The 20,910-nt window shown below is 42.8% G+C and carries 18 protein-coding genes; 4 read left to right on the plus strand and 14 right to left on the minus strand.

The window, feature by feature from the left end:
• Nucleotides 1–43: 43 nt before the first annotated feature.
• Entirely contained in the window at nucleotides 44–1,660 is a 1,617-nt protein-coding gene (locus CYL31_RS07245) for a methyl-accepting chemotaxis protein (RefSeq protein ID WP_212918258.1), read from the minus strand.
• A 206-nt stretch (nucleotides 1,661–1,866) separates the two neighbouring features.
• Between CYL31_RS07245 and CYL31_RS07250 the strand changes: the two genes are divergently transcribed.
• Nucleotides 1,867–2,301 carry a YqaA family protein gene (locus tag CYL31_RS07250; protein ID WP_212918259.1) on the plus strand — a complete coding sequence of 145 codons (435 nt, stop codon included), beginning with the start codon at nucleotides 1,867–1,869 and terminating at the stop codon, nucleotides 2,299–2,301.
• A 67-nt stretch (nucleotides 2,302–2,368) separates the two neighbouring features.
• The gene (locus CYL31_RS07255; protein ID WP_212918260.1) at nucleotides 2,369–3,082 is read left to right on the plus strand and encodes an SPOR domain-containing protein; all 714 of its coding nucleotides are present in this window, start codon (nucleotides 2,369–2,371) and stop codon (nucleotides 3,080–3,082) included.
• A 112-nt stretch (nucleotides 3,083–3,194) separates the two neighbouring features.
• Here the strand turns inward: CYL31_RS07255 and CYL31_RS07260 are convergent, their stop codons facing one another.
• From CYL31_RS07260 to CYL31_RS07290, 7 genes are all read right to left on the minus strand, one after another.
• On the minus strand, nucleotides 3,195–4,547 hold the full coding sequence (locus CYL31_RS07260; RefSeq protein ID WP_212918261.1) for a YdgA family protein: 1,353 nt from the start codon (nucleotides 4,545–4,547) through the stop codon (nucleotides 3,195–3,197).
• A 227-nt stretch (nucleotides 4,548–4,774) separates the two neighbouring features.
• The gene (locus tag CYL31_RS07265; RefSeq protein WP_212918262.1) at nucleotides 4,775–6,046 is read right to left on the minus strand and encodes a TRAP transporter large permease; all 1,272 of its coding nucleotides are present in this window, start codon (nucleotides 6,044–6,046) and stop codon (nucleotides 4,775–4,777) included.
• A complete protein-coding gene (locus tag CYL31_RS07270) occupies nucleotides 6,046–6,609 on the minus strand; it encodes a TRAP transporter small permease (RefSeq protein ID WP_212918263.1) in 564 nt (187 codons plus the stop codon). Before CYL31_RS07270 ends, CYL31_RS07265 begins: the two co-directional genes overlap by 1 nt.
• A 69-nt stretch (nucleotides 6,610–6,678) precedes the next feature.
• Nucleotides 6,679–7,668, minus strand: coding sequence for a TRAP transporter substrate-binding protein (locus CYL31_RS07275; RefSeq protein ID WP_212918264.1), 990 nt, complete (start codon nucleotides 7,666–7,668; stop codon nucleotides 6,679–6,681).
• A gap of 42 nt (nucleotides 7,669–7,710) precedes the next feature.
• Nucleotides 7,711–8,688, minus strand: coding sequence for a hydroxymethylglutaryl-CoA lyase (locus CYL31_RS07280; protein ID WP_212918265.1), 978 nt, complete (start codon nucleotides 8,686–8,688; stop codon nucleotides 7,711–7,713).
• A gap of 9 nt (nucleotides 8,689–8,697) precedes the next feature.
• Entirely contained in the window at nucleotides 8,698–9,933 is a 1,236-nt protein-coding gene (locus tag CYL31_RS07285) for a CaiB/BaiF CoA transferase family protein (protein WP_212918266.1), read from the minus strand.
• 121 nt (nucleotides 9,934–10,054) lie between these two features.
• The gene (locus tag CYL31_RS07290) at nucleotides 10,055–10,942 is read right to left on the minus strand and encodes a LysR family transcriptional regulator (RefSeq protein WP_212918267.1); all 888 of its coding nucleotides are present in this window, start codon (nucleotides 10,940–10,942) and stop codon (nucleotides 10,055–10,057) included.
• A gap of 184 nt (nucleotides 10,943–11,126) precedes the next feature.
• Between CYL31_RS07290 and CYL31_RS07295 the strand changes: the two genes are divergently transcribed.
• Nucleotides 11,127–11,807, plus strand: a complete 681-nt coding sequence (locus CYL31_RS07295) for a hypothetical protein (protein ID WP_212918268.1) — start codon at nucleotides 11,127–11,129, stop codon at nucleotides 11,805–11,807.
• A gap of 38 nt (nucleotides 11,808–11,845) precedes the next feature.
• Here the strand turns inward: CYL31_RS07295 and CYL31_RS07300 are convergent, their stop codons facing one another.
• From CYL31_RS07300 to CYL31_RS07320, 5 genes are all read right to left on the minus strand, one after another.
• Nucleotides 11,846–12,643, minus strand: coding sequence for a transglutaminase domain-containing protein (locus CYL31_RS07300; protein WP_212918269.1), 798 nt, complete (start codon nucleotides 12,641–12,643; stop codon nucleotides 11,846–11,848).
• 182 nt (nucleotides 12,644–12,825) lie between these two features.
• The gene (locus CYL31_RS07305) at nucleotides 12,826–14,442 is read right to left on the minus strand and encodes an NAD(P)/FAD-dependent oxidoreductase (RefSeq protein ID WP_212918270.1); all 1,617 of its coding nucleotides are present in this window, start codon (nucleotides 14,440–14,442) and stop codon (nucleotides 12,826–12,828) included.
• Nucleotides 14,443–14,590: 148 nt separating this feature from the next.
• A complete protein-coding gene (locus tag CYL31_RS07310) occupies nucleotides 14,591–16,027 on the minus strand; it encodes an SLC13 family permease (RefSeq protein ID WP_212918271.1) in 1,437 nt (478 codons plus the stop codon).
• 73 nt (nucleotides 16,028–16,100) lie between these two features.
• Nucleotides 16,101–17,039: an N-acetyl-gamma-glutamyl-phosphate reductase gene (gene argC, locus CYL31_RS07315; protein WP_212918272.1), complete on the minus strand. Its 939-nt coding sequence runs from the start codon at nucleotides 17,037–17,039 to the stop codon at nucleotides 16,101–16,103.
• 160 nt (nucleotides 17,040–17,199) lie between these two features.
• Nucleotides 17,200–18,420: an MFS transporter gene (locus CYL31_RS07320; RefSeq protein WP_212918273.1), complete on the minus strand. Its 1,221-nt coding sequence runs from the start codon at nucleotides 18,418–18,420 to the stop codon at nucleotides 17,200–17,202.
• A gap of 174 nt (nucleotides 18,421–18,594) precedes the next feature.
• Here CYL31_RS07320 and CYL31_RS07325 point away from each other — a divergent pair, with 174 nt between their 5' ends.
• Complete coding sequence (locus CYL31_RS07325; protein ID WP_212918274.1) at nucleotides 18,595–18,963, plus strand: Fis family transcriptional regulator; 369 nt, start codon at nucleotides 18,595–18,597, stop codon at nucleotides 18,961–18,963.
• 23 nt (nucleotides 18,964–18,986) lie between these two features.
• Here CYL31_RS07325 and CYL31_RS07330 read toward each other — a convergent pair whose 3' ends face one another.
• Entirely contained in the window at nucleotides 18,987–20,855 is a 1,869-nt protein-coding gene (locus tag CYL31_RS07330) for a cation:proton antiporter domain-containing protein (RefSeq protein WP_212918275.1), read from the minus strand.
• Nucleotides 20,856–20,910: the final 55 nt, after the last annotated feature.

The following is a 20,910-nucleotide window of genomic DNA, read 5'->3' on the forward strand; positions in this document are numbered from 1 at the left end:
TCAAAAAGGGTAGTACTTGCGTACAACTACTACCATTTTGTCTTTAGGTGCTGAACTGATGGACTAGTTGACGCAATTGGCTAGCACACTCTTGTAAATTGTTAACTGATGTTTGGATGTCGGTGGAGTTGTGTTTGGTTTCTTCACAAACATTTGCGATGCTCTCTAACGTTTGGTGAACGGTCTGAGACGATTCGTGTTGGCGATCTGCTGCCTGGCTAATACTGCTATTTAATTTGGAAATGGACAGAACGCCATTGGCTATTTGAGTAAATGCCTGACCTGCTTGGGAGGTCTGCTCTGCGCCTTGATTGGCTGTGTTACGAGCCGATTCCATTACTTCAACTGTTGTAAGTGTTTGCTGGGTTAATTGATCGATCAAACCACCAATCTCCGTTGCGGCGAGTTGAGAGCGCTGTGCAAGTTGGCGAACTTCGTCTGCAACAACAGCAAAGCCTCGACCTTGTTCACCAGCACGAGCGGCTTCGATTGCGGCGTTAAGCGCAAGTAGGTTAGTTTGATCTGCGACTTCTGCAATGATGCCTAGTCGATCATTAATATGACTAACGTCTTCGCGTAATTGTTGAATCTGTTTGGCGGCATCGCCCACTTCAACGGATAGTTGCTGGATATCTTGATTGGCTTTACTCATGACTCCAAGGCCTTGTTTGGAATGCTGGCCAAGTTCTTGTGTTTTGTTATTGGCTTGCTCAGCAATGGCAAGCGTGTCTTCAACTGAGTTCATGACATCTTGCATGAGCTCTGTCGCTTTGCTTGTGTTAGATAGTTGTCTGGCGACGCCTTGTGCTGTTTTAGTCGTCGAATTATTCGTTTGGCTAACTATGCTATCTAAAGTCTCACTTGAGTGACTGACATTTCGCACGATGGACTGAAAGTCATTCATCATGCTATTGAAAGCACGAGCCATTTCGCCCATTTCGTCCTGTCCTGAAAACTCAACCCGTTGCGTAAGATCACCAGAGTGCTGAACTGATGTCATTGTTTTACAGAGTGAAGTCACACGACTAGTAACCAAGTGAATAATATACAAAGCCGTCCCACCAACTAATACCGTAAGTAGGCCCACAACGATGGCGTAATCTATCAAAGCTCTTAAGAAGAAGCTAATCACCTCATCCATAGATGCTGTGGCAATAATAGTTATGTTCCAAGGTGTAAATGTAGACGCACTGGCGATCATTTTGTGAGCGGTACCGTCGTTTCCTTGATATTCAAATACGATGGTTTGATAATTCTTCTTTGATGTCTCTTGTTTCGTTTTGTTTAGTTCATCGGTTAGAGATGGCGGTAGAGTGCTGCTTTTGTAGTTTGCTGGGGCATTGAGCAGGGTTCGGCTATTTTTATTTACTATCCATAAGCTTTGTTGGTCTCCGTAACTGAACTCAGATAGAAGCGTGATAGCTTCTTGTTTTGCTTTATCTGCGCTAAGTTCGCCAGATGTTTGTTTTTTGTAGATAGGTGACAGCGTGGTGTTTACGATATCTAAAATATCTTGAGTTCGATCTTTTCGTGCATCCACATGACTATTAAATAAAGACGTAAGAGAAACGAGAATAAGCGCTGTTGTCCCCATGGACATGAGTCCGATAATAGCCCATAGCTTGTAGCGAATTTTTATATCATTGATGCGATCCAGCATGTCGCCTCCATTAGGTTGGTTTTACGTTTTAGTCTCTAGTGAAGGTGCTCAATACACTATTAAGATGTCTGCTTTATATAAAAAAATAGCCATAATTTCTAGGGTAATTGTTTTTCTATATATTGCCTAGTGAGTAAAATTGAGCTGGATCATTGTTTTTGCATTTAGGTATTTAATTACCTGCTAAAAATAGGTATAGAGAAATAGTGTTGGATTATTTATTTGTTTTTTTAGTGTCTTTTTTGTCTGCCACTATCTTGCCTTTAGGGTCGGAAGGCTTGCTGCTCTACTATGCCAATGATGGGGCGTCGTCGGTGTTTTTATTATGGCTTTGGGCTAGTTTGGGTAATACATTAGGTGGGTTGACGAATTGGTTACTTGGACTGTATTTGGTACAGTTCGAACACAAAAAGTGGTTTCCAGTAAAAGCCGAAGTACGGGAGAAAGCCGAGCGTTTTTTTAATAAATATGGTGTTTGGAGTTTATTATTTACCTGGCTGCCTGTTGTTGGCGACGGGATTGCTTTAATATCGGGTGTGTTGCGTACACCTATTTGGTATTTTTTACCTTTGGTTTTGATTGGCAAAGCGGCTCGTTATGCCTTAATTTTGTGGGGACAGCACTTACTATTGAGTCTATAAGAGACTGTGATAATAAAGTTCAGATAGTAAGCGTTTGGTTCTAATGATGTACACGGAGAATAGAATAATGGAAATGTCCAAAAAACTGATTGTAGTGATGGCAGGATTATCATTAGGTGCTTGCTCATCTCTGGACGATAAAAACACTTTTATGACCTATGGCGATTTGCAGGATAAAGTTCGCAATCATGATGAACAATGGCAAACGGTACAGGCAAAATTAGATAGAATTGACGAATTAGAAGCTGAAGTTGCTGCCTTAAAGCAAGGTAAAGCTATGCCGGCGAAACCTGCTGCTATGTCAAATAACATGGCCGGTAATAATATGTCGTCTAGTGAAACCATGGCTGCCGTTAATGTTGCGCCAGTTGTGATGCAGGCACCTATGGATAGTCAAGGTAATGCGGATCCAATGACAATTGATCCAGAAGAAAACTTTGAAATGGATCAAGCGGCTCCTCCTGTTGTCGTAGCGCCAGTGATGGCAGCAAAACAAAGGACAGTGACTGGAGATGAGTATGGTGTGCAAGTAGCATCTTATGGCAATCGTGATGAGGCGGTTCGCGGATGGAAAGTATTGCAAAAATCCAACCCAACTGTGTTTGATGGTTTAGAACCGCTAGTGAATCAAAAACAAGTTAATGGTCGTACCATGTACCAGCTTAAAGTAGGACCATTTGTTAACAAAACCTTTAGCTCTGATTTTTGTAAGATGTTGAAGACAAAAGGTACCGACTGTTTATTGACTCAATATAACGGTGAGACATTTACTAATTACTAAGCTTTTTTAGTTATTGTATTCCGTTAACACAAAAAAGGCGCATCTTGTTTCTGTAACCCAGAACATAAGATGCGCCTTTTTAGTTGGTAGCTTTGATGTTTTTAAATTTTCATTACATCAAAGGAAATGCCGAATCGTAAATCTTGCCTTGACCATCTTCAATTGTAATTTCGCTCTTATATTTGTCATCTTCTAATTTAATCAAACCTTGTTGAACAAAACTGTCGATGATCATTAGTGCTTGTTGTTTTACTTCAGGGGCATTCAATGGTGCACGCATTTTACTAGCAATGAATCGCTCTGTTAAATGTCTAACCAGAGGCTCATCGGCTTCAATATTGGCGGCTACGATAGCGTTGTATAACCAGAACTCGGGCTGAGAAAGTTCATCAATGGTTGGCGAACTAATGTCAGCCAGTTTGCTCGTTAGAGTCGCATTGAAGCTGCCTTCAGGGAAGGTGCCGCTAAAATCAGTGATATTGAATTCAGGTTTCGCTACGAGTAACTCATCGATATTGTCCTGCATGAAAGTAAATAGTACATCATAGACGGCCTCTGACGAGTTGGTTTCTGCTAATAGTTTGTCAGAGAAATTTTTGTAATCAATAAAGAACTTATTGCTCAGATTTGCTAGCTCAGTAACTAAAGAAAGGTCACTCGCTTTGAACTCTCCAGACATGACATCTTTAATAAGGTAGCCAACTTCAATGCTACCTAACTGTGTTTCTTTATCTAAACTAGAGCCCATTTCAATATTTAGGCCGGATAGTTCTGTATCAGCACCGACATTAAGCTTTTCAAGAGTTAAGTCCGTTGTGCTGTCATAAAAACCACCTTGCATGATAGTTTCTAGGTCTGCATTCAATTCAATAGATAGCGTAAACCCTTCCGCTTTAACTGGAGTGAAGCCATCCACTACATCCATTTGATCTAAGCTACCTTGATAGATAAATCCTTGATCTGTCATTTCACCTTGGCCTTTATAGCCACTAAATTGAAATGTGTTAGCTGAGTTACTAAAAGCTGGAATGTTATCGGCTATTTTGAAGTTACCTGTAAAACCACCCAGAACAGAAAGCTCATATAAAGGCTGGTCTTCATCCCAGTTTATAAAATTACGTTGTTGGTCGCCGGCAAAACGAATTTCAGTATTGTATAGGCCAAATAAACCTTGGCTTGAAAGCAGCAGAGGGCCGTAGTGGGTGTCAATAATAAGCTCGGCTTCAAGACTTCCACCTTGAATTGTTGGATCGATTTGAGTGGTATCAAAAGTAACGAGTACTTTATTTTCAGAACCGAACCAAGCGGAATTAGTAGACACAATCTTCGCTGTATAGCCCGGCGCGTTATTGATATTTGAGACGAGTTCCGCGACTTTCTCTTGATGCTTAGGAGCAATAAATTTAGGGGCAACTAAGCAAACAGCAACAAGCGTGAAAACGAGCACGGCAAGTATTTTTTTCACTGGAAATTCCTTTTCATAGGATGGTTAAGGTGCGTGTATGATACAGATTAATTGAACTTAAACAAAACGAAGACGGATATTTGTGAAGTTATTAAATAAAGCTAGAAAGGTTAGAAAGGTTAGAAAGATTGTTTCGCATGAAGGGGGAGTCGTTAAGAAATATTACGTTTTCTATAGAAAACACTATCCAGCGGTACTGTGAAAGCTGGATAGTGATTTGAGTTAACTTATAACTGAAAGGGAATATAAAGAGCGATAGCAGGGAAAAAGTATACAGCTAGCAAACAGCCAAGCATTATGAGTATAAAAGGCCAAACACCTTGAATGACTTCCGCGGATTTCCCTCCAGACACCGATTGAATGACGAAGAGGTTAAGTCCAACGGGCGGTGTAATCAATGCGCACTCAATCATGATCACAAAAATGATAGCGAACCAAATTGGGTCGATACCTAGCATGCCAAGCGATGGATAAAGCACTGGCATCATGATCAATAGCATAGATACAGACTCAAGAAAGAAGCCCATAATTAGCAAGACAAAACACACTGCAGCAATAAACAAACCTACTTCAGATATGTTTTCACTGACTAACATCGAAATATCTTGAGGAATTTGATACAGAGTAATAGCCTTACCAAAGACTTTAGCGCCAGCAATGATAAGAAAAATCGTTACCGTATTTTTCATTGTACTCATAGCTGCTGCTTTGAATTTTTCAAGGCTAAAGGTTCCCATCATGATGACAATAATCAAAGAAACCGCAACTCCGATACCAGCAGATTCAGTCGGCGTAAATACGCCAGTATAAATACCGCCAATGATGATGCTAGCTAGTAACAGCGTTGGTATTGCTCGTAAACTGGCATTTTTGCGTTCAGCGCTAGTCGCCTTTTCACTTGGCGTGTAAGCTTTACTGAAACGTGCATAAAAAAAACAGTAAACAATGAAACTCCCTGCCATTAATAAACCAGGCACGATACCTGCTAAAAACAAATCGACAATGGATTCTTCAGTAATAACTCCATACACGATCATTGGAATAGAAGGGGGAATCAGGATACCTAAGGTACCGCCAGCGGCGATCAAACCATATACGAATGGTTTGTTATAGCCTCGGTCAGTCATTTCTTTGATAGCTACGTTTCCTATAGTTGCCGCTGTAGCGACAGATGATCCAGAAATAGCCGAAAAGATAGTACAAGAAGCGATTGTGGCAATGCCAAGACCGCCAGGCCAATGGCCGACCCAAGATTGTACGGCTCTAAATAAGTCTTTGCCTATGCCGCCTTGCAGCAAAATATTAGACATCAATAAAAACAGTGGAACAGATAATAAAATAAAGCTGTCGAAAGAAGAGTACAGCGCTAGCGGTGCCATCATTGGAGAGAAGCCAGCTAATAACAGCATCCCTAAACCTAACCCACCTAAGGCAAAAGCAACAGGCACGCCGATTAGCAGCGCTAAGACCATGATAACCAGTAACAAGATAATCGTCATTATAGTGAAACCTCTTCGTGTTCTTGATAATCACCCGCGAACATCAAAAGTATTTCCATGACGGCTTGTAATGTTAGTAACCCAAATCCAATAGGGATGGCTGATTTTGTTGTCCAAAGTGGTAGCCCCAGCATACTTGCTGATGCAGAGCCCATTTCAATGGATTCTTTTAATAATTGATAACCATAAAAGGTAATAAATCCCGCGAAGAAGATGATCGATAATAGTGCGACGAAGTCAGACAGTTTTTTTGTTTTTTCGCCCAGCATATTAGTTAGAAAATCGATGCGAATCAGTGCTTTGTTTTGCAATACCCAACTGGCACCTAAACAGGTTGCCCAAATTTGACAAAGTAGTGATATATCTTCTGACCAGATAGTAGGTGCAGTAAATATATAACGGGCAACGACTTCATAAGTGATAATTGCAGCGATGAAAACAAACAGTGCTGCAGATAGCTGGCCGCATAATCGAATGACTCGGTAGTTTATACGAACCCAAAGAGCGGGGTGTTCTGCTCGCCAAGCTGACAAGTCCTGCTTTTTTTCTTCATGGTTGGACATAAGCCAATACTCCAAAAAACAACGAAATATCGCGGATGAAGGGCTCATCCGCGATATATTTTTATAAGCTTAAAGGTTTTCGGCAGCCTGAATGACTTTAAAACCGAGTGGACCTGAATTATCTAAGAAAGATTCTTTAACAGAGCTGGTTGCTTTACGCCAAGCGATGATGTCGTCATCAGTAAGATGAATCACCTTCATGTGTTTTTCAGCATCTACGATAGCATCGCTCTCGATTTTTTTGATTTTATCTCTTAGCTCTACTTCAACTTTACGAGCTGCATCAGACAGAATTTTTTGATTATCAGCAGATAAAGATTCCCATACTTTTTCATTAATAACAGTTAAGAACTCAATGTCAGCATGATTTGTTAGGGTAAGGTAATCCATTACTTGGTACAGCTTCCGTGGGCCAACTGCGGATACGCCTGTCATGCCAGCATCTACTGTGCCACGTTGGTAGGCTAGGAATTGTTCAGAGCCAGATAGCGATGTTGGTGCGCCGCCTACTGCCTTAACAAATTCACCTAATGTTTTACCAAAAACACGAACCTTCATGCCTTTCATGTCTTCTGGCTGTTCAATTGGTTTTTTCTTAGAAAGCAACGCTACGCCACCATAAGCTTGCCACCATAATGCACGCGTACCGGTTTTTAGAATGGCGTCATCGAGTAATTTACGAACTGGGCTGTCAGGACGCGTCGCCGCTTCTACCTTGTCTTGAGAAGGAAACATGAAAGGTACATAAAAAACGTCTACGGCAGGGATTGTGCCAGCAAGTTGAGAAAGGCTCATTACACCCATTTCAATAGCACCAGAGCTAACTGCTTGATGTACTTCGCTGTCTTTAAAAAGCTGAGCAGAAGGGTAGATTTTTATCTTTATATCACCATGGCTTTTTTCTTCTACTTCTTTTTTGAAATCTAGAAGGTTTTGTCCAAGGTGATGTTTAAGAGGTAATTGCAGAGAAATCCCTAATGTGGTTTCTGCCAAGGTTGGCAAAGAAGCCAGTAAGGTCGAGGCCAATAAACCTGTTTTTAGAAGAGCTTTATAATTCATGATAATGTCCTATTTTTATTATTAATCGTTATTTCTATACTGCTAGCTTGTGATTTTAGTGCTTTCAATACGAGCTTTAAGGTCAATAACACTTTGTGATAACGGCCTTGTTTCAGTTCGTAAGCCTGCCTTGGCAATTTGTCCTGATATATCGTGTTCTAGTAATTCTGGTAGTTCGCGTGCTATTTCTAATAAATTAGTAAGATGCACGCCTGTGTCTAAACCGCTCGATTCCAGCATGTGCACAAGATCTTCTGTACAAATGTTGCCTGTTGCTCCTGGTGCGTAAGGGCAACCGCCAATTCCACCCAATGACGCATCTAGTTGAGTGATGCCCGCAGATAAACCAGCAAGTGCGTTCGCTAATCCCATACCGCGCGTGTTGTGTAAATGCAACGTGACATCGAGTGCTGGAAAAATATCGCGAACTTGCGAACATAGCTCATAGACTTGTCTTGGTGATGCCATACCTGTTGTGTCAGCAATCGAAATACTCTGAATGCCAGTATCAATATATTGATGAATGACTTTGATTACACGCTCAGGAGAGATAATGCCTTCAAAAGGGCAGCCAAAAGAAGTAGCTAATGAAGCATTAATTCGAGTGTTACTACCTTTCATTAACTCGCAAATACGTTTGAACTGCGCCAATGACTGCTCGCATGACATACGCATGTTCGAAAGGTTATGCGATTCACTCACCGACATAACCAGGTTGACTTCATCCGCCTTGGTCGCCAGTGCGCGCTCTGCACCTTTTTCATTGGGGACAAGGGTTACATAAGTGACCTTGGGATTACGCGTAATGCTATTCATGACTTCTTCAGCATCACGCAGATTAGGAATTGCCTTTGGCGATACAAAAGAGGTGACTTCGATTTTATTTAAACCAAGTAAAGATAAGCGATCTATGATTTCGATTTTCTTATTTGTTGGAATAAAAAGTGCTTCGCTTTGAAAACCATCGCGAGTCGCCACTTCGTTAATTCGTACCTTGGTCGGTAGATTCTGCATGAACATAATAGGCTCCTAAATCACACCCTTGGCACGTAGCGTGGCAAGCTTGTCTTCATCGATTCCAACTGAGCCCAAAATTTCGTCAGTGTGCTCGCCCAGTTTTGGCCCTAGCCACTGAGTTTTGCCAGGTGTTAGGCTTAATTTTGGTACTATGCCAGGAAGTGATATTTTATCGTCACCAGAAAGAGGGTGTTCAACAATCATTTCTCGAGCATGAAAGTGTGGGTCGTTAAAAATATCTTCCGCATTATTAATACCACTAGACGGCACAGCAGCTTCTTCCAAAACGGCCAATGCGTCTTTCAGCGAGTGCTTTATCGTCCATGCTTGAATGGCTTCATCTAGTTCGTCGGAGCGTTTAGCTCGACCGTCATTTTGCGCTAACTCTGGATCGTTCGCTAAATCTGGTCGTTCCATTGCATTCATTAAACGCTTGAAGATACTGTCGCTGTTAGCGGCAATAACAATGTAGCGTTCGTCTTTGCTCATATAAGAACCAGATGGTGCAATGCCCGGCATACTAGCGCCAGTACGTTCTCGTATAAAACCGAACATACCGTATTCAGGGATCAAGCTTTCCATCACACCGAATACAGATTCGTATAAGGCTACATCGATAAACTGCCCAGTGCCTTTATTTACTTTTAAGTGATGCATCGCCATCATGGCACCGATTACGCCGTAAAGTGATGCAAGTGTGTCGCCAATGCTGACACCCACTCGAACCGGAGGTCTATCGGGATAACCAACAAGGTGACGTAAGCCACCAATGGATTCTGCAATCGCAGCAAACCCAGGACGAGAAGAATAAGGTCCATCCTGACCATAACCCGAAACACGTAACATGATGAGTTCTGGTTTGACAGCAGATAATTGCTCCCACCCCAGATTCCATTTTTCTAAGGTGCCAGGACGGAAGTTTTCAATGACTATGTCGACGTCTTTAACTAAGTCGTGGATAATGGCTTGTGCATCCGCTGATTTAAGATCTAGCGTAATAGACTTTTTATTGCGGCTTTGTGAGTACCACCAAAGAGAGGTGTCTTTGTACATTTTGCGCCATTTGCGCAATGGATCACCGCTTCCGGGAGGTTCAACCTTAATTACTTCTGCGCCGAATTGAGCAAAAATGCTGCCAGCATAGGGGCCGGCGATGAGAGATCCTAGTTCTAAAACACGTACGCCCTTTAAAGGTAATTCGGTTTCATTGTTAGAATTTGTGTTAGATGACGAGTCGCGTTGGCTCATTCTCGTTTCCCTTAATTATTTTTTGTAATTGTTGTAATTATCATCTTTTAAACTAGAACAAGAGAAAAGCGCCTAAATGTTAGGCTGCCATCTCTTTAGGATATGGCAAGATTGATAGACATTAAGTTGTACGTAAATGGGTTAATAAATGGTGAGCAGCGTCGAGTAGTTGATCCGAACTGCGAACACAGATCTTAAGCTCTCGGTGTGCCCAGCCGTCTAATAATGGCAAAGCCTCTATTCGTGAAGCTTTTATATAGGGGCGAGCAATGTCGATAGGCATAAGTCCTATACCAAGTCCTGATTCCACCATGCTGCAAAGTGCTTCATAGCTGGTGACTTGAATACGCATATTTAGTGGTAAATTGGCATTGGTAGAGGCATTAATCATTTGGTTGTTGATGGCACTTCCTGTATGTAAACCGACATAGTCATGCCCTAAAGTGTCTACAAACTTGACCTCTTTGTATTGTCCAAGGGGGTGCCCAACCGGAGTGATGACCACAAGAAGGTCTGTTTTATAAGGATAGATGGAAAGGTCTGGGTATTCTCTTGAAGCGATGGTGACAATGCCAATGTCTGCAGCATTTTCAGCAACAGCACGAATGATTTCACTACTGATTTTCTCTTCCAAATGAATTTGCACCAAAGGGTTTTGGTTCAAAAAAGAGCGCAGTTGTTTAGGGAGAAATTGACTGATAGCAGAAATATTGGCCACCATTCGAACTTGCCCTCGAACACCGTGTGAGAACTCATTCATTTGGTTATAAATATCATCCAGTTGATGCAGCACGCCGCGGGACATCTGTAACAACGCTTGGCCTGCAGGTGTAGCAACTACTCCTCGATTGGTGCGCATCATTAATGGGGTATGAAGCAATTGCTCTAATTCCTTGATGCGTTTTGATACGGCTGAAGCGGCAATAAAATTCAATTCGGCAGCACGTGCAATCGAGCCTTGCTCAATGACGCAGACGAATAAGCGCAGGGAAGTTGGGTCAATTCGCATTTATGATTACATCCATACTTTATTGTTTTTGGAAGTCGATTCTATTTTGTATACACCATTAAACGCGCAAAGATCATATCCCATCTCGTTTTTTTCTCATACTATAGCGACATCTTTAGTGTCATTCGGCTACGATTAAGCACTTTTTTCACCTCTATTAATTTTCACAAAGGGCTTTCACGATATGGTTTTCGAAGAATATTTTCAGATAGTAAAAGGGTTTAAACATGAGGCGTCATTATCTTTAACAGAGACTTTTGACTCTATTTGTGTAGCACAAGACGCATTGATCTCTGAGATCATTGGAAAAGGTGGTGTTATCGCTGGTTGGAAAATTGTCGATAAAGAGGGCGTGATTATTCTTGCTCCTATTTTTGATTTTCAAGTATTTAACAACCTTGGCGAAACTATTCTCCATCAAGCATTTCGTGGAACCGAGTTGGAAGTGTGTTTTCAATTGACTGTGCCAAGCTCAACGGATGATGTAAATGAATTGGTCGCTGAGTTAATGCCTTTCGCGGCTGTAGAATTGATTCGTCCTGCTATTCATCCTACCAATCACTCTGCGTGTGACTTCTATTTCAACTACGGTGTTTTTGTTTCTCAAAAGCCTGTCGCAGGTGAGCTACTTTTCGAAGGTGGCAATCAAGATTACACATTTACGGCTGAACTAGATCAGCTTGTAGAGGCAAAGAAAGACGTGGTGAAGAAAGGGATACTTCAATGTACTCAACGAGGCTACGGCAATAAAGATTACTTTTTTATTACCGGAACCTTAAATGGATTAGTGCCAGCCGCTGAGTCTTTAGGTGTGAATCGAGTCATCAATCGGAATGAAGCTATTATTCAATTTGATATTGTCTAATAGCTTCATTAATCGTTTTGCTTCATAAAAATGCTGCTTTATCGCGTTGGCCCTTGAGTTTCTTGGACCTTAACATCGAGATTGAGCAGCTCTACTGGTGGCCCGAACTGGGTGTAGATCGCCACATCAGCAGCGTCTCGCCCAAAAGCGATAGCGACACGACCACCTTGTAAATCCGCTTGCGTTGGATCGAATGTGTACCAACGATTGCCAACGTAGGCTTCAAACCACGCATGTAAATCCATCGGCTCCAAACCTTCAAGATAACCGACCACCATGCGTGCAGGAATGGCGAGCGCTCGACAGCAAGCAATGCCCAAATGTGCCATGTCTCGACAAACGCCTCGCCCTAATCCGTTTAGCTCTGATGCACTTATGTTCTGTTCGCCTTCCCCAGGTGTGTATTGAATGTTTTGACGAATATAATCGACGATAGCGCTGCATTGGTCATAACCGGGCGTTAAGCCTGTAACGATGGACGAGGCCATTTCGGTAAAATGATCAGAGTCGCAATAACGACTCGGGTGCAAAAAAGGTAAGGTTTCGTCGGGTAGTTGCTGGATGTCGACAAAAGGCGCGCCAGGTGCAGTATCTGAAGCGTTGGCGGTTTCTATTACCACTGAGATACGAATCGAAAAATGTCCGACAGGAGCAACTAATCTTTGGCATAAGTTTCCAAAGGAATCGGTAAACTCCACGGCTGGCACACTGGGTGACAAGACATATTCTTCCCGAGCAATCCACTGCTGCATACCGCTACGAGGGCGTAACATCAGTACGAAAGGTGACGGTGTCTCAATGTTGAACTCAAGAGTACTGGATGCTTCTAGCCACATAAAACAACTCCCGAATTGATAGTTTGCTCATTACAGTAGCAGCTATAAGTATGATCAGCTATAACGGAAGTAAAGTATGAGCATAATAGGCTTTAGATGATACAAATATGTATTTGAGCCTTACAAAAAAGGGTCGCTTAGTTGGCGACCCTTTCGTTTTAATAATGTGGCTCTGTTAAGCCTTATTTAGATGCTGCTTTCGCATTGATGCTCAATGCCATGGCTTCGGCGATTTTAATGCCATCAATAGCTGCTGACATAATGCCACCAGCATACCCCGCGCCTTCTCCAGCTGGATACAAGCCTTTGGTGTTGATACTTTCTAGGCTGTCATTATCGCGTTTGATATTGATCGGCGCTGATGTGCGCGTTTCTACGCCAGTAAGTAGAGCATCATCAAAGGCAAAACCACGGATTTTCTTATTGAATGCTGGAATCGCTTCTCGAATCGCTTCGATACAAAAATCTGGCAAGGCATCCGCTAGGTTGGTTAGTTTAATACCCGGTTTGAAAGAAGGCTCCACTGTACCGAGTTTTTCTGGTGTTTCGTTACGTAAAAAGGCGCCGACGGTTTGTGCTGGCGCATCGTAGTTGCCGCCACCCAATTCATAAGCAAGACTTTCTAGTTTGCGTTGGAATTCAATACCTGCCAGTGGGCCGCCTGGGTAATCAGAAGGATCAATGCCCACAACAATGGCGCTGTTGGCGTTGCGCTCGTTACGAGAGTATTGACTCATACCATTGGTAACTACGCGATTTTCTTCCGATGTGGCCGCAACGACGGTGCCGCCAGGACACATACAGAAGCTGTAAACGGAACGACCATTTTTACAGTGGTGAACCAGTTTGTAATCCGCCGCACCCAGAATCTCGTTACCCGCATTTGGGCCAAAGCGGGCTTTATCGATAGAGGATTGCTCGTGTTCGATACGAAAGCCAACCGAGAAAGGTTTGGCTTCGATATATACGCCTTTGTTGTGCAGCATTTCGAAGGTGTCACGAGCGCTGTGACCAATAGCAATAGCGATGTGTTTAGAATGCAGTTGTTCGCCATCAGCAAGGGTAACGCCAGTGACTTGGCCGTCTTCGATATGTAAATCATCAACACGACAGCTGAAACGAATCTCACCACCTAATTCAATAATCTGTGCGCGCATTTTTTCGACCATGGCAACCAGCTTAAAGGTACCAATGTGAGGTTTGCTGACGTAAAGGATTTCGTCCGGTGCGCCTGCAGCAACAAATTCATTAAGGACTTTTCGGCTGTATTGTTTAGGGTCTTTCACTTGGCTATAGAGTTTGCCGTCAGAGAAGGTTCCCGCCCCGCCTTCACCAAACTGTACGTTAGACTCAGTGTTCAGAATCTTCTTACGCCAGAAACCAAAGGTATCTTTGGTACGTTCACGTACTTCTTTACCGCGCTCCAACACGATTGGCTTGTAACCCATTTGCGCTAAAACCAAGGCGGCTAACAAGCCACAAGGGCCAAAACCAATAACGATAGGGCGTTCAGTCAAGGTTACTGGTGCTTGTGCAACGGGATGATAATCTAAGTCCGGTGTGACTTTGACTTGCTGGTGATCCGCAAATTGGCTAAGCAAAACATCGTTACACGTCGTTTCAACATCCAAGGTGTAAATCAACATGATATTAGTTTTCTTACGCGCATCGTATCCGCGACGAAAAACGTTAAAGCTAACGAGTTTCTCTGCTGGAATTTCAAGCATGGATAAAATCGCGCTTTCTATTGCGCTAGCGTCGTGATCAAGAGGAAGTTGGATATTGGAAAGTCGTATCATAGGAATCAATAATTAGAATACTGGGTCAATGGCTAATAGCGGGGATAATACGATATTTTCGTTGAAAAAGCTGTTCTCAAATAACAGAAGTGTTCTTTAAAATGGGGCTCTTCTGTCAAATCACTTTGTGTGGAAGCTAACAATTTGCTTAAAACATACCGAGAATATGCCACCAGAGGAAGTTTAGTGGCAACAAGACGAAACTTGTCAGCGCAAAAGTCGCCAAACACACTTTCGTGACGGCGCTGATGGATAAATTGCCAAGCGCAATCGCGGTAATCAGCGGCGGCGCCTGATAAGGCAGCAACACGTTGGAAAAAGCCAACACTTGGGTCATCAATACTGCGTTGTTAGACAAGCCAGTGATGTTGGCAAGATGTTCTGCCATTGGTGTCATGATGGCAGGGACGCCAGCTAGATTGGTTACCACAGCCACGCAAGTGGAAATAAAGGTCAGTAAGCTCAAATTCAGTAAAGCTGAATCTTGGGAGAAAGGAATGACTTCGGTTAAATAATTCACCAAAATATTGCCAAGACCTGAGTAAGCAATGATGGCACTTAAGCCAATAATCCCCGCCGCAAATAATAGCGTACCGTACTGAATGTCTTTATCAATGCTGTTTTTTGCCATTAATCCAAGGCTTGGCCATAGGCAAACTAGCGCAGCAATAAGTCCAACCCAACCAGCAGAAATATGATGCAGTGAATCTGTGAACCAGAAAGCAAAACAAGCGCAAAGCACAATTAGCAGCCGTATTTCTATTTTCGTCATGGCTGACTTTTCAATGGTCGCTTGTATGGCTTGGCTTGGTGCTTTATCTGGAAAAAGCCACAGAATAACGCCAACAGTCATGATTAACTTTCCAAGTCCCAAGATAGGGAAGTGCAAAAGTAGATACTCGCCATAAGAAAAGGGCGCGTTGTATAAGGCTTCAGTCATACCTGAAAGTAGCATATTGGGCGCGTTCGCAGGCAAGATAGAGAAGGCTGGTAAAAAGGTTCCAAATGCCGCGGCCAATAACATGCCTTTTCGGCCATTAGAGTCTTGATCATAACCAAAGTGATCGGCGAGAGAGGCGATGATTGGAATAATAAGAACGATACGACTCACACCAGAAGGAATCAAAAAGGCCAATCCCATCGCAAACAACGCAATCTTAATAATCGTACCTTGGTAACTATTACCAAGAATAAGCATCAACAAGCGTGTTGCACGTGAATTTATCCCCGTGTGATTAATTGCTGCCCCAAACACCATACCACTGAACAATAACCAAAATGTCGATGACTGAAATCCAGCGAATATGACTTGTGTTGGAGCAAGTTGGGTTGCCGTCGCAAAAGCAAATAATCCCAAAGCAGGCCAATAAGCTGGTACCAAAGACGTCGCCCAAAAGGCGATACAAATGAACAGTAGTCCAGCAGTCAGTGATTGGGAGAGAGTTAGAAATTGATAGGAAACCACCCCAATGGCAAATGTCATCACTAATATCAGATAAAGCGGCCAGTGTGGTTTGCTTAGAGTTTGCTGTGGATTTTTTTCTGTTGGTGACGATATATTTTGTGAATGACTTTGATTGCTCATTAGAGAACCCTAATGGAGGAAATCTGGCCTTCTTTATACCTAAATTTAGGTGTCAAAGAAGGCCAGTTTTTTATTAGCGAAGATTCACGGCAGTTGCTTCGTCAAAACCTAACATGATGTTTAGGTTTTGTACGGCTGCGCCAGATGCACCTTTGCCAAGGTTATCCAGTTTAGCGACAAGAATGCCAGACTTGTTACCTGGTTCACTTAGAACCGATAACTCGATTTGGTTGGTGTCTTCAAGGCCGTGTGGTGTCAAGAATGGGGCAGCGTTATCAGCCACTACATTAAAACCATTTACCGTTACGAACGTGTCGTTGGCATATACTTCAGCCAATTTAGCTTGTAACTGCTCCATGGTAGTCTCACCTTTTAGTTGAATTGGCAAGAAGGTCAACATGCCTTGGCGGAAGTTACCCACACTAGGAACAAAAATCGGTGCGTTATCCAAACCTGACCATTTTTTCATTTCGGCTAGGTGTTTATGGTTGAAAGACAAACCGTAAGCACCGAATATCGGCGCATTGTTGGTGCTTTCATAACGGTCAATTAGTGCGTTACCGCCCCCACTGTAACCAGACACCGCATTGATGGAATAGTCATAAGACGCGGAAAGTAATCCAGCTTCAATCAATGGTTTCAACAGCAAGATCGCTCCTGTTGGGTAACAACCAGGGTTAGAAACGAACTGAGCATCTTTGATTCTATCGCGTTGCGTGACATCTAGTTCAGGCAACCCGTATACCCAACCTTCCGCAACTCGGTGAACAGAGCTAGCGTCCAAAATACGACAACCTTCTTCTTTTGCCAAAATAACGCTGTCTTTTGCCGCATCATCGGGTAGGCAAAGTACTGTTACATCGGCTTCTTTCATCAGACGACGCTTTTCTTCTACGTCGCGTTTTTTATCTTGGTCGATACTGATGATTTCAATGTGTGGGTGGTTAACTAGACGGTCTTTTACTTGAAGGCCTGTCGTGCCTGTTTCGCCATCAATAAATACTTTTTTCACAGCAGGGTTCCTTACTGGATGTCTTAAATCAAAAGCAGGGCGTCGATTTGAGTTTCCTGCTTTATATTGAATGTTTGGGTCGAATGTTATCGTGAGTAAATAGTGTAATGCATCAGGGTGCAGCTTAATAGTTGAGAGCTTTGCTTAATCTTAAAAAAACTTATTTATCACCTTGTCGATGTAGATAGCGTAAGCCAAGCGCAGCGGTTAGCAAAGCAATAATGCCTCCACAGGCGATAGCCCAACGAGCACCGAACAAGTCGGCAGTCCAACCGACCAAAGGCCCACCAATAGCCGAACCTCCTACAGAGGTTGCCAACAAAATAGCAATGACTCGACCGCGTATGTATTTTTGAGCGCATAGTTGAATTAGGCTATGTACGGATGTGGTAAAAAGTTGAGTAGTCATGCCTATTAAACAGAGTGAGGCGGCAAATAACCAAAAATTAGGAATGACCGAGGCTATCAAGGCAATTACCCCAAAGCCGATAGCTGAAAAGGATATAAAACGAATATTAGGGCTTTCTCGGTTAGCGGTAATCATGGCACCGACAATAGAACCTACTGCCATAATAGACATTAAAATACCAAATTGCTGAGAGTTACCAGTAAACACATGCACTGTCATTGACGTCAGATAGACAGTGAAGTTTAGCCCAAACATAGCGAAGAAAAAAAACATGGTGATGGCAATGATCATGTCTGGACGTTGGCGAATATAATAAAATCCATCAAATAAGGTGGCTTTACTAGATTTGCTAGAATCACTTTCGACGCTTGGGAGCAAATTTACTGGTTTGGCCTTTATCATATAAGTGATGGCGATAATTGGAATAAAGGACAAGGCATTTAGCACAAAAACCCAGCCAGCCCCCATTAATAGAATTAAAAACCCTGCGATAGCAGGACCAATCATCCGAGCGCTATTAAATGAAATTGAATTCAAAGAAACCGCGTTAGCCAGATCTTTATCAGCGACTAAATCGGCTACGAATGCATGCCTCGCTGGAGTGTCGAATGCGGTAAAGCAGCCGAGTAAAAAAGCGAAAATATACATGTGCCACAGCTCAAGGTGGCCATTTAGAACCATGACGGCTTGAACTAGCGCGAGCAAACCGCGCAAGCTTTGTGTGACGATAAGTAGTTTGCGGCGATCGAAGTAATCTGCAGCCCAGCCAATGATAGGTAAGAAAATAAATTGCGGAGCAAACTGCAGAGCGACAACAATGCCTACTGCTGTGGCGTTTCCGTTAGACAGCTCTGCAATCACAATCCAATCTTGTGCAGTGCGTTGCAGCCATGTGCCTATATTTGAGACAAAAGCTCCCATTGCCCAAAGTCGATATTGCGGGTTGCTCAACGAGCGAAATGTTTTGTACAAGGTTATCTCCGATGATGCGGCGTTTTATGTAGAAGCTTTATATTGAAACAGTGTTTTGAAATTATAGCAGGTTATTTTTTAGAAGAAATGCATGATAGGGAATCTGGTCGATCAGCTTGGTTGAGGTTGTGTGACAGGTTACACTTTCGCTTCTTAAATCAGTAATGTATTTTTATGAAGAAATCCGATAAGAAAATCGACAATGCCCTTCGTGAAGCATTAACAAATGTGTGTGAAACGGCGCTGGATTCTGTGGAAGGTTTTGCCTGGCTAACGCATTTGGTCAATTACAATGCATTTCCTAATTCACTAAAGATCGTTTGTGTTTTCGAAACCGATGAGGCCTTGTCTAAAGCCATTGACGCTAAGCAAGACGAGTACTTTTATCAGCTTATTAGCAGTGAGTTAAATGCCGTTAGCATCAGGCTCAATAAGCTTCGTCAGCAAGTGAGTTTTGATAGTGAAGAAGCCTGCGAGCGTTCCCATAACGGAAAATGGAATGAACGACTCGCTAAGCTGCAAAGTAGTGTGACGCTGCACTGACTGTTAAAAAGGGAAATAGTAGTTTAGTCGTCCGCTTGTGCTTGAATATCTTGCATTGCTTTTTGGAGTTGTGGGTTTTTCTCTTCCAGATATTTTTTAAGACGCGCGATAAATACTTTGTTTTCATGAGAGGGAACGCCGATCTGATGGGCATCAGCGACTTCCACCATAGATACTTTATCGTGTTGATTAAACACGTCGATCATCTGCTCTGCTTTATGATGAGAAATGCCCAGCGCCTCAAATGCAGATCGTCCCATACGCAAGCTACTGTCGTAGTTTTCTCGAATGATATCTCGACATCCCGAAGCCCATAAGTCGTAAACGTGATTATTGTCAAAGGCTCTCGCGATAATGTGTAGGTTAGGGTAGTGCTCTTTGGCATATTTGACCAGTTTGGTGATTTGTTCTGGATTATCAATAGTAATAATCAGCAGCGATGCTTCATCTATGCCTGCGGCTTGTAGTAAGTCTGGACGAGTTGCATCACCAAAGTAATTTTTAACCCCAAAGTTCTGTAGCGCTCTTAGTCTTTTTACACTGAAATCAATTACTGTGGAATGATAACCAGCTAAACGTAAAAGATTGTCTATTGTACTTCCCATTCGTCCTGAACCGGCAATAATGATTTTGTTGTCATCGGGAAGATCATCGTGTGTTCCCGCTGTTTTGTCTGTGGCATAACGAGGTGCGATTACACGATCATAGATAATGAATAGCATTGGCGTGAGTAACATAGACAAGGCCACGACAAGCAGCAGGATGTCAGCAACTTCCTGAGAAATCACCGCGTTGCTAACGGTAAAAGACAATAAGACAAAACCAAATTCCCCCGCTTGAGCAAGACCCAGTGCAAACAACCATTTATTTGATCCGCGAATACTGAAAATTCGTCCTAATATGAAAAGCGTGGTGGCTTTCAGTAGAATTAATCCGAGGGTTAAGCCAAGGATAGAAAGGAAGTGACTAAACAGTAGAGTGAAGTTTATGCCCGCGCCGACGGTCATGAAGAAGAGCCCAAGTAGTAAACCTTTAAAAGGAGCAATGTCACTTTCTAATTCATGTCGATAAGGTGAGTTAGCCAATACTACACCAGCTAGAAATGTCCCAAGTGCGGGAGATAGTCCAACTAAAGACATGAGTAGCGTTGTGCCGATGACGAACATCAGAGCTGCAGCAATAAATAGCTCTCTTAATTGCGCGACAGCGATAAAACGAAAAATAGGCGTAACCAAAAAGCGACCGCTTAAAATCACAACACCAATGGCACCGATGGTAATCAAAGCGGTTTGCCATGCCTCTAAACCATCAACTAAAGAGACGGAATGGCTCCCGCCCTGTGATATCTCTGCTGCATGACTTAAAGATTCGATGAGCTCTGGTGTGGCAAGCAGAGGAATAAAAGCCAGCATTGGGATAACGACAATATCTTGAGCGAGCAGTACGGCGAAAGAGGATTGTCCGCCATCTGATTTCATTAGGCCTTTTTCAGTTAGCGTTTGAATAACAATAGCGGTAGAAGAGAGGGCGAGCACTAAACCTATGGCTAAGCTGGTGCGCCATTCTTGGTCCAATAGCATCCCCAATCCCATAATAAATAGGGCTGTTAATGCAACTTGTCCGCCACCTAAGCCTAATAATTTGGACTTTAACGCCCAAAGCTTTTTAGGATTTAGCTCTAGCCCAACAAGGAATAGCATCATAACAACACCGAGTTCGGCAAAGTGTTGAATAGAAACAATGTCTACTGCTAATAATGTCAGCAGAGGACTAATGACAATCCCTGCTAACAAATAACCCAATACAGAGCCGAGTCCGAGCCGCGACGCAATAGGAACAGAAATGACCCCCGCAACCAAAAAAATAAAGGTTAGCAACAGCGTGTCAGTCATTTCATTTTTCCTTTTCTAATAACTCAATAGAATAGCGAATGGTTTTAATGTTTAG

Source organism: Marinomonas sp. A3A, from assembly GCF_018336955.1.
Taxonomy (GTDB): Bacteria; Pseudomonadota; Gammaproteobacteria; order Pseudomonadales; family Marinomonadaceae; genus Marinomonas; species Marinomonas lutimaris.

Coding starts and splice junctions, on each gene's coding strand:
- CYL31_RS07290 (WP_212918267.1), bottom strand. CDS start 10,942: ATGCGAATTGACCCAACTTCCCTGCGCTTATTCGTCTGCGTCATTGAG.
- CYL31_RS07255 (WP_212918260.1), top strand. CDS start 2,369: ATGGAAATGTCCAAAAAACTGATTGTAGTGATGGCAGGATTATCATTA.
- CYL31_RS07270 (WP_212918263.1), bottom strand. CDS start 6,609: ATGTCCAACCATGAAGAAAAAAAGCAGGACTTGTCAGCTTGGCGAGCA.
- CYL31_RS07245 (WP_212918258.1), bottom strand. CDS start 1,660: ATGCTGGATCGCATCAATGATATAAAAATTCGCTACAAGCTATGGGCT.
- CYL31_RS07300 (WP_212918269.1), bottom strand. CDS start 12,643: ATGTGGCTAGAAGCATCCAGTACTCTTGAGTTCAACATTGAGACACCG.
- CYL31_RS07275 (WP_212918264.1), bottom strand. CDS start 7,668: ATGAATTATAAAGCTCTTCTAAAAACAGGTTTATTGGCCTCGACCTTA.
- CYL31_RS07305 (WP_212918270.1), bottom strand. CDS start 14,442: ATGATACGACTTTCCAATATCCAACTTCCTCTTGATCACGACGCTAGC.
- CYL31_RS07295 (WP_212918268.1), top strand. CDS start 11,127: ATGGTTTTCGAAGAATATTTTCAGATAGTAAAAGGGTTTAAACATGAG.
- CYL31_RS07310 (WP_212918271.1), bottom strand. CDS start 16,027: ATGAGCAATCAAAGTCATTCACAAAATATATCGTCACCAACAGAAAAA.
- CYL31_RS07265 (WP_212918262.1), bottom strand. CDS start 6,046: ATGACGATTATCTTGTTACTGGTTATCATGGTCTTAGCGCTGCTAATC.
- CYL31_RS07285 (WP_212918266.1), bottom strand. CDS start 9,933: ATGAGCCAACGCGACTCGTCATCTAACACAAATTCTAACAATGAAACC.
- CYL31_RS07325 (WP_212918274.1), top strand. CDS start 18,595: ATGAAGAAATCCGATAAGAAAATCGACAATGCCCTTCGTGAAGCATTA.
- CYL31_RS07330 (WP_212918275.1), bottom strand. CDS start 20,855: ATGACTGACACGCTGTTGCTAACCTTTATTTTTTTGGTTGCGGGGGTC.
- CYL31_RS07280 (WP_212918265.1), bottom strand. CDS start 8,688: ATGTTCATGCAGAATCTACCGACCAAGGTACGAATTAACGAAGTGGCG.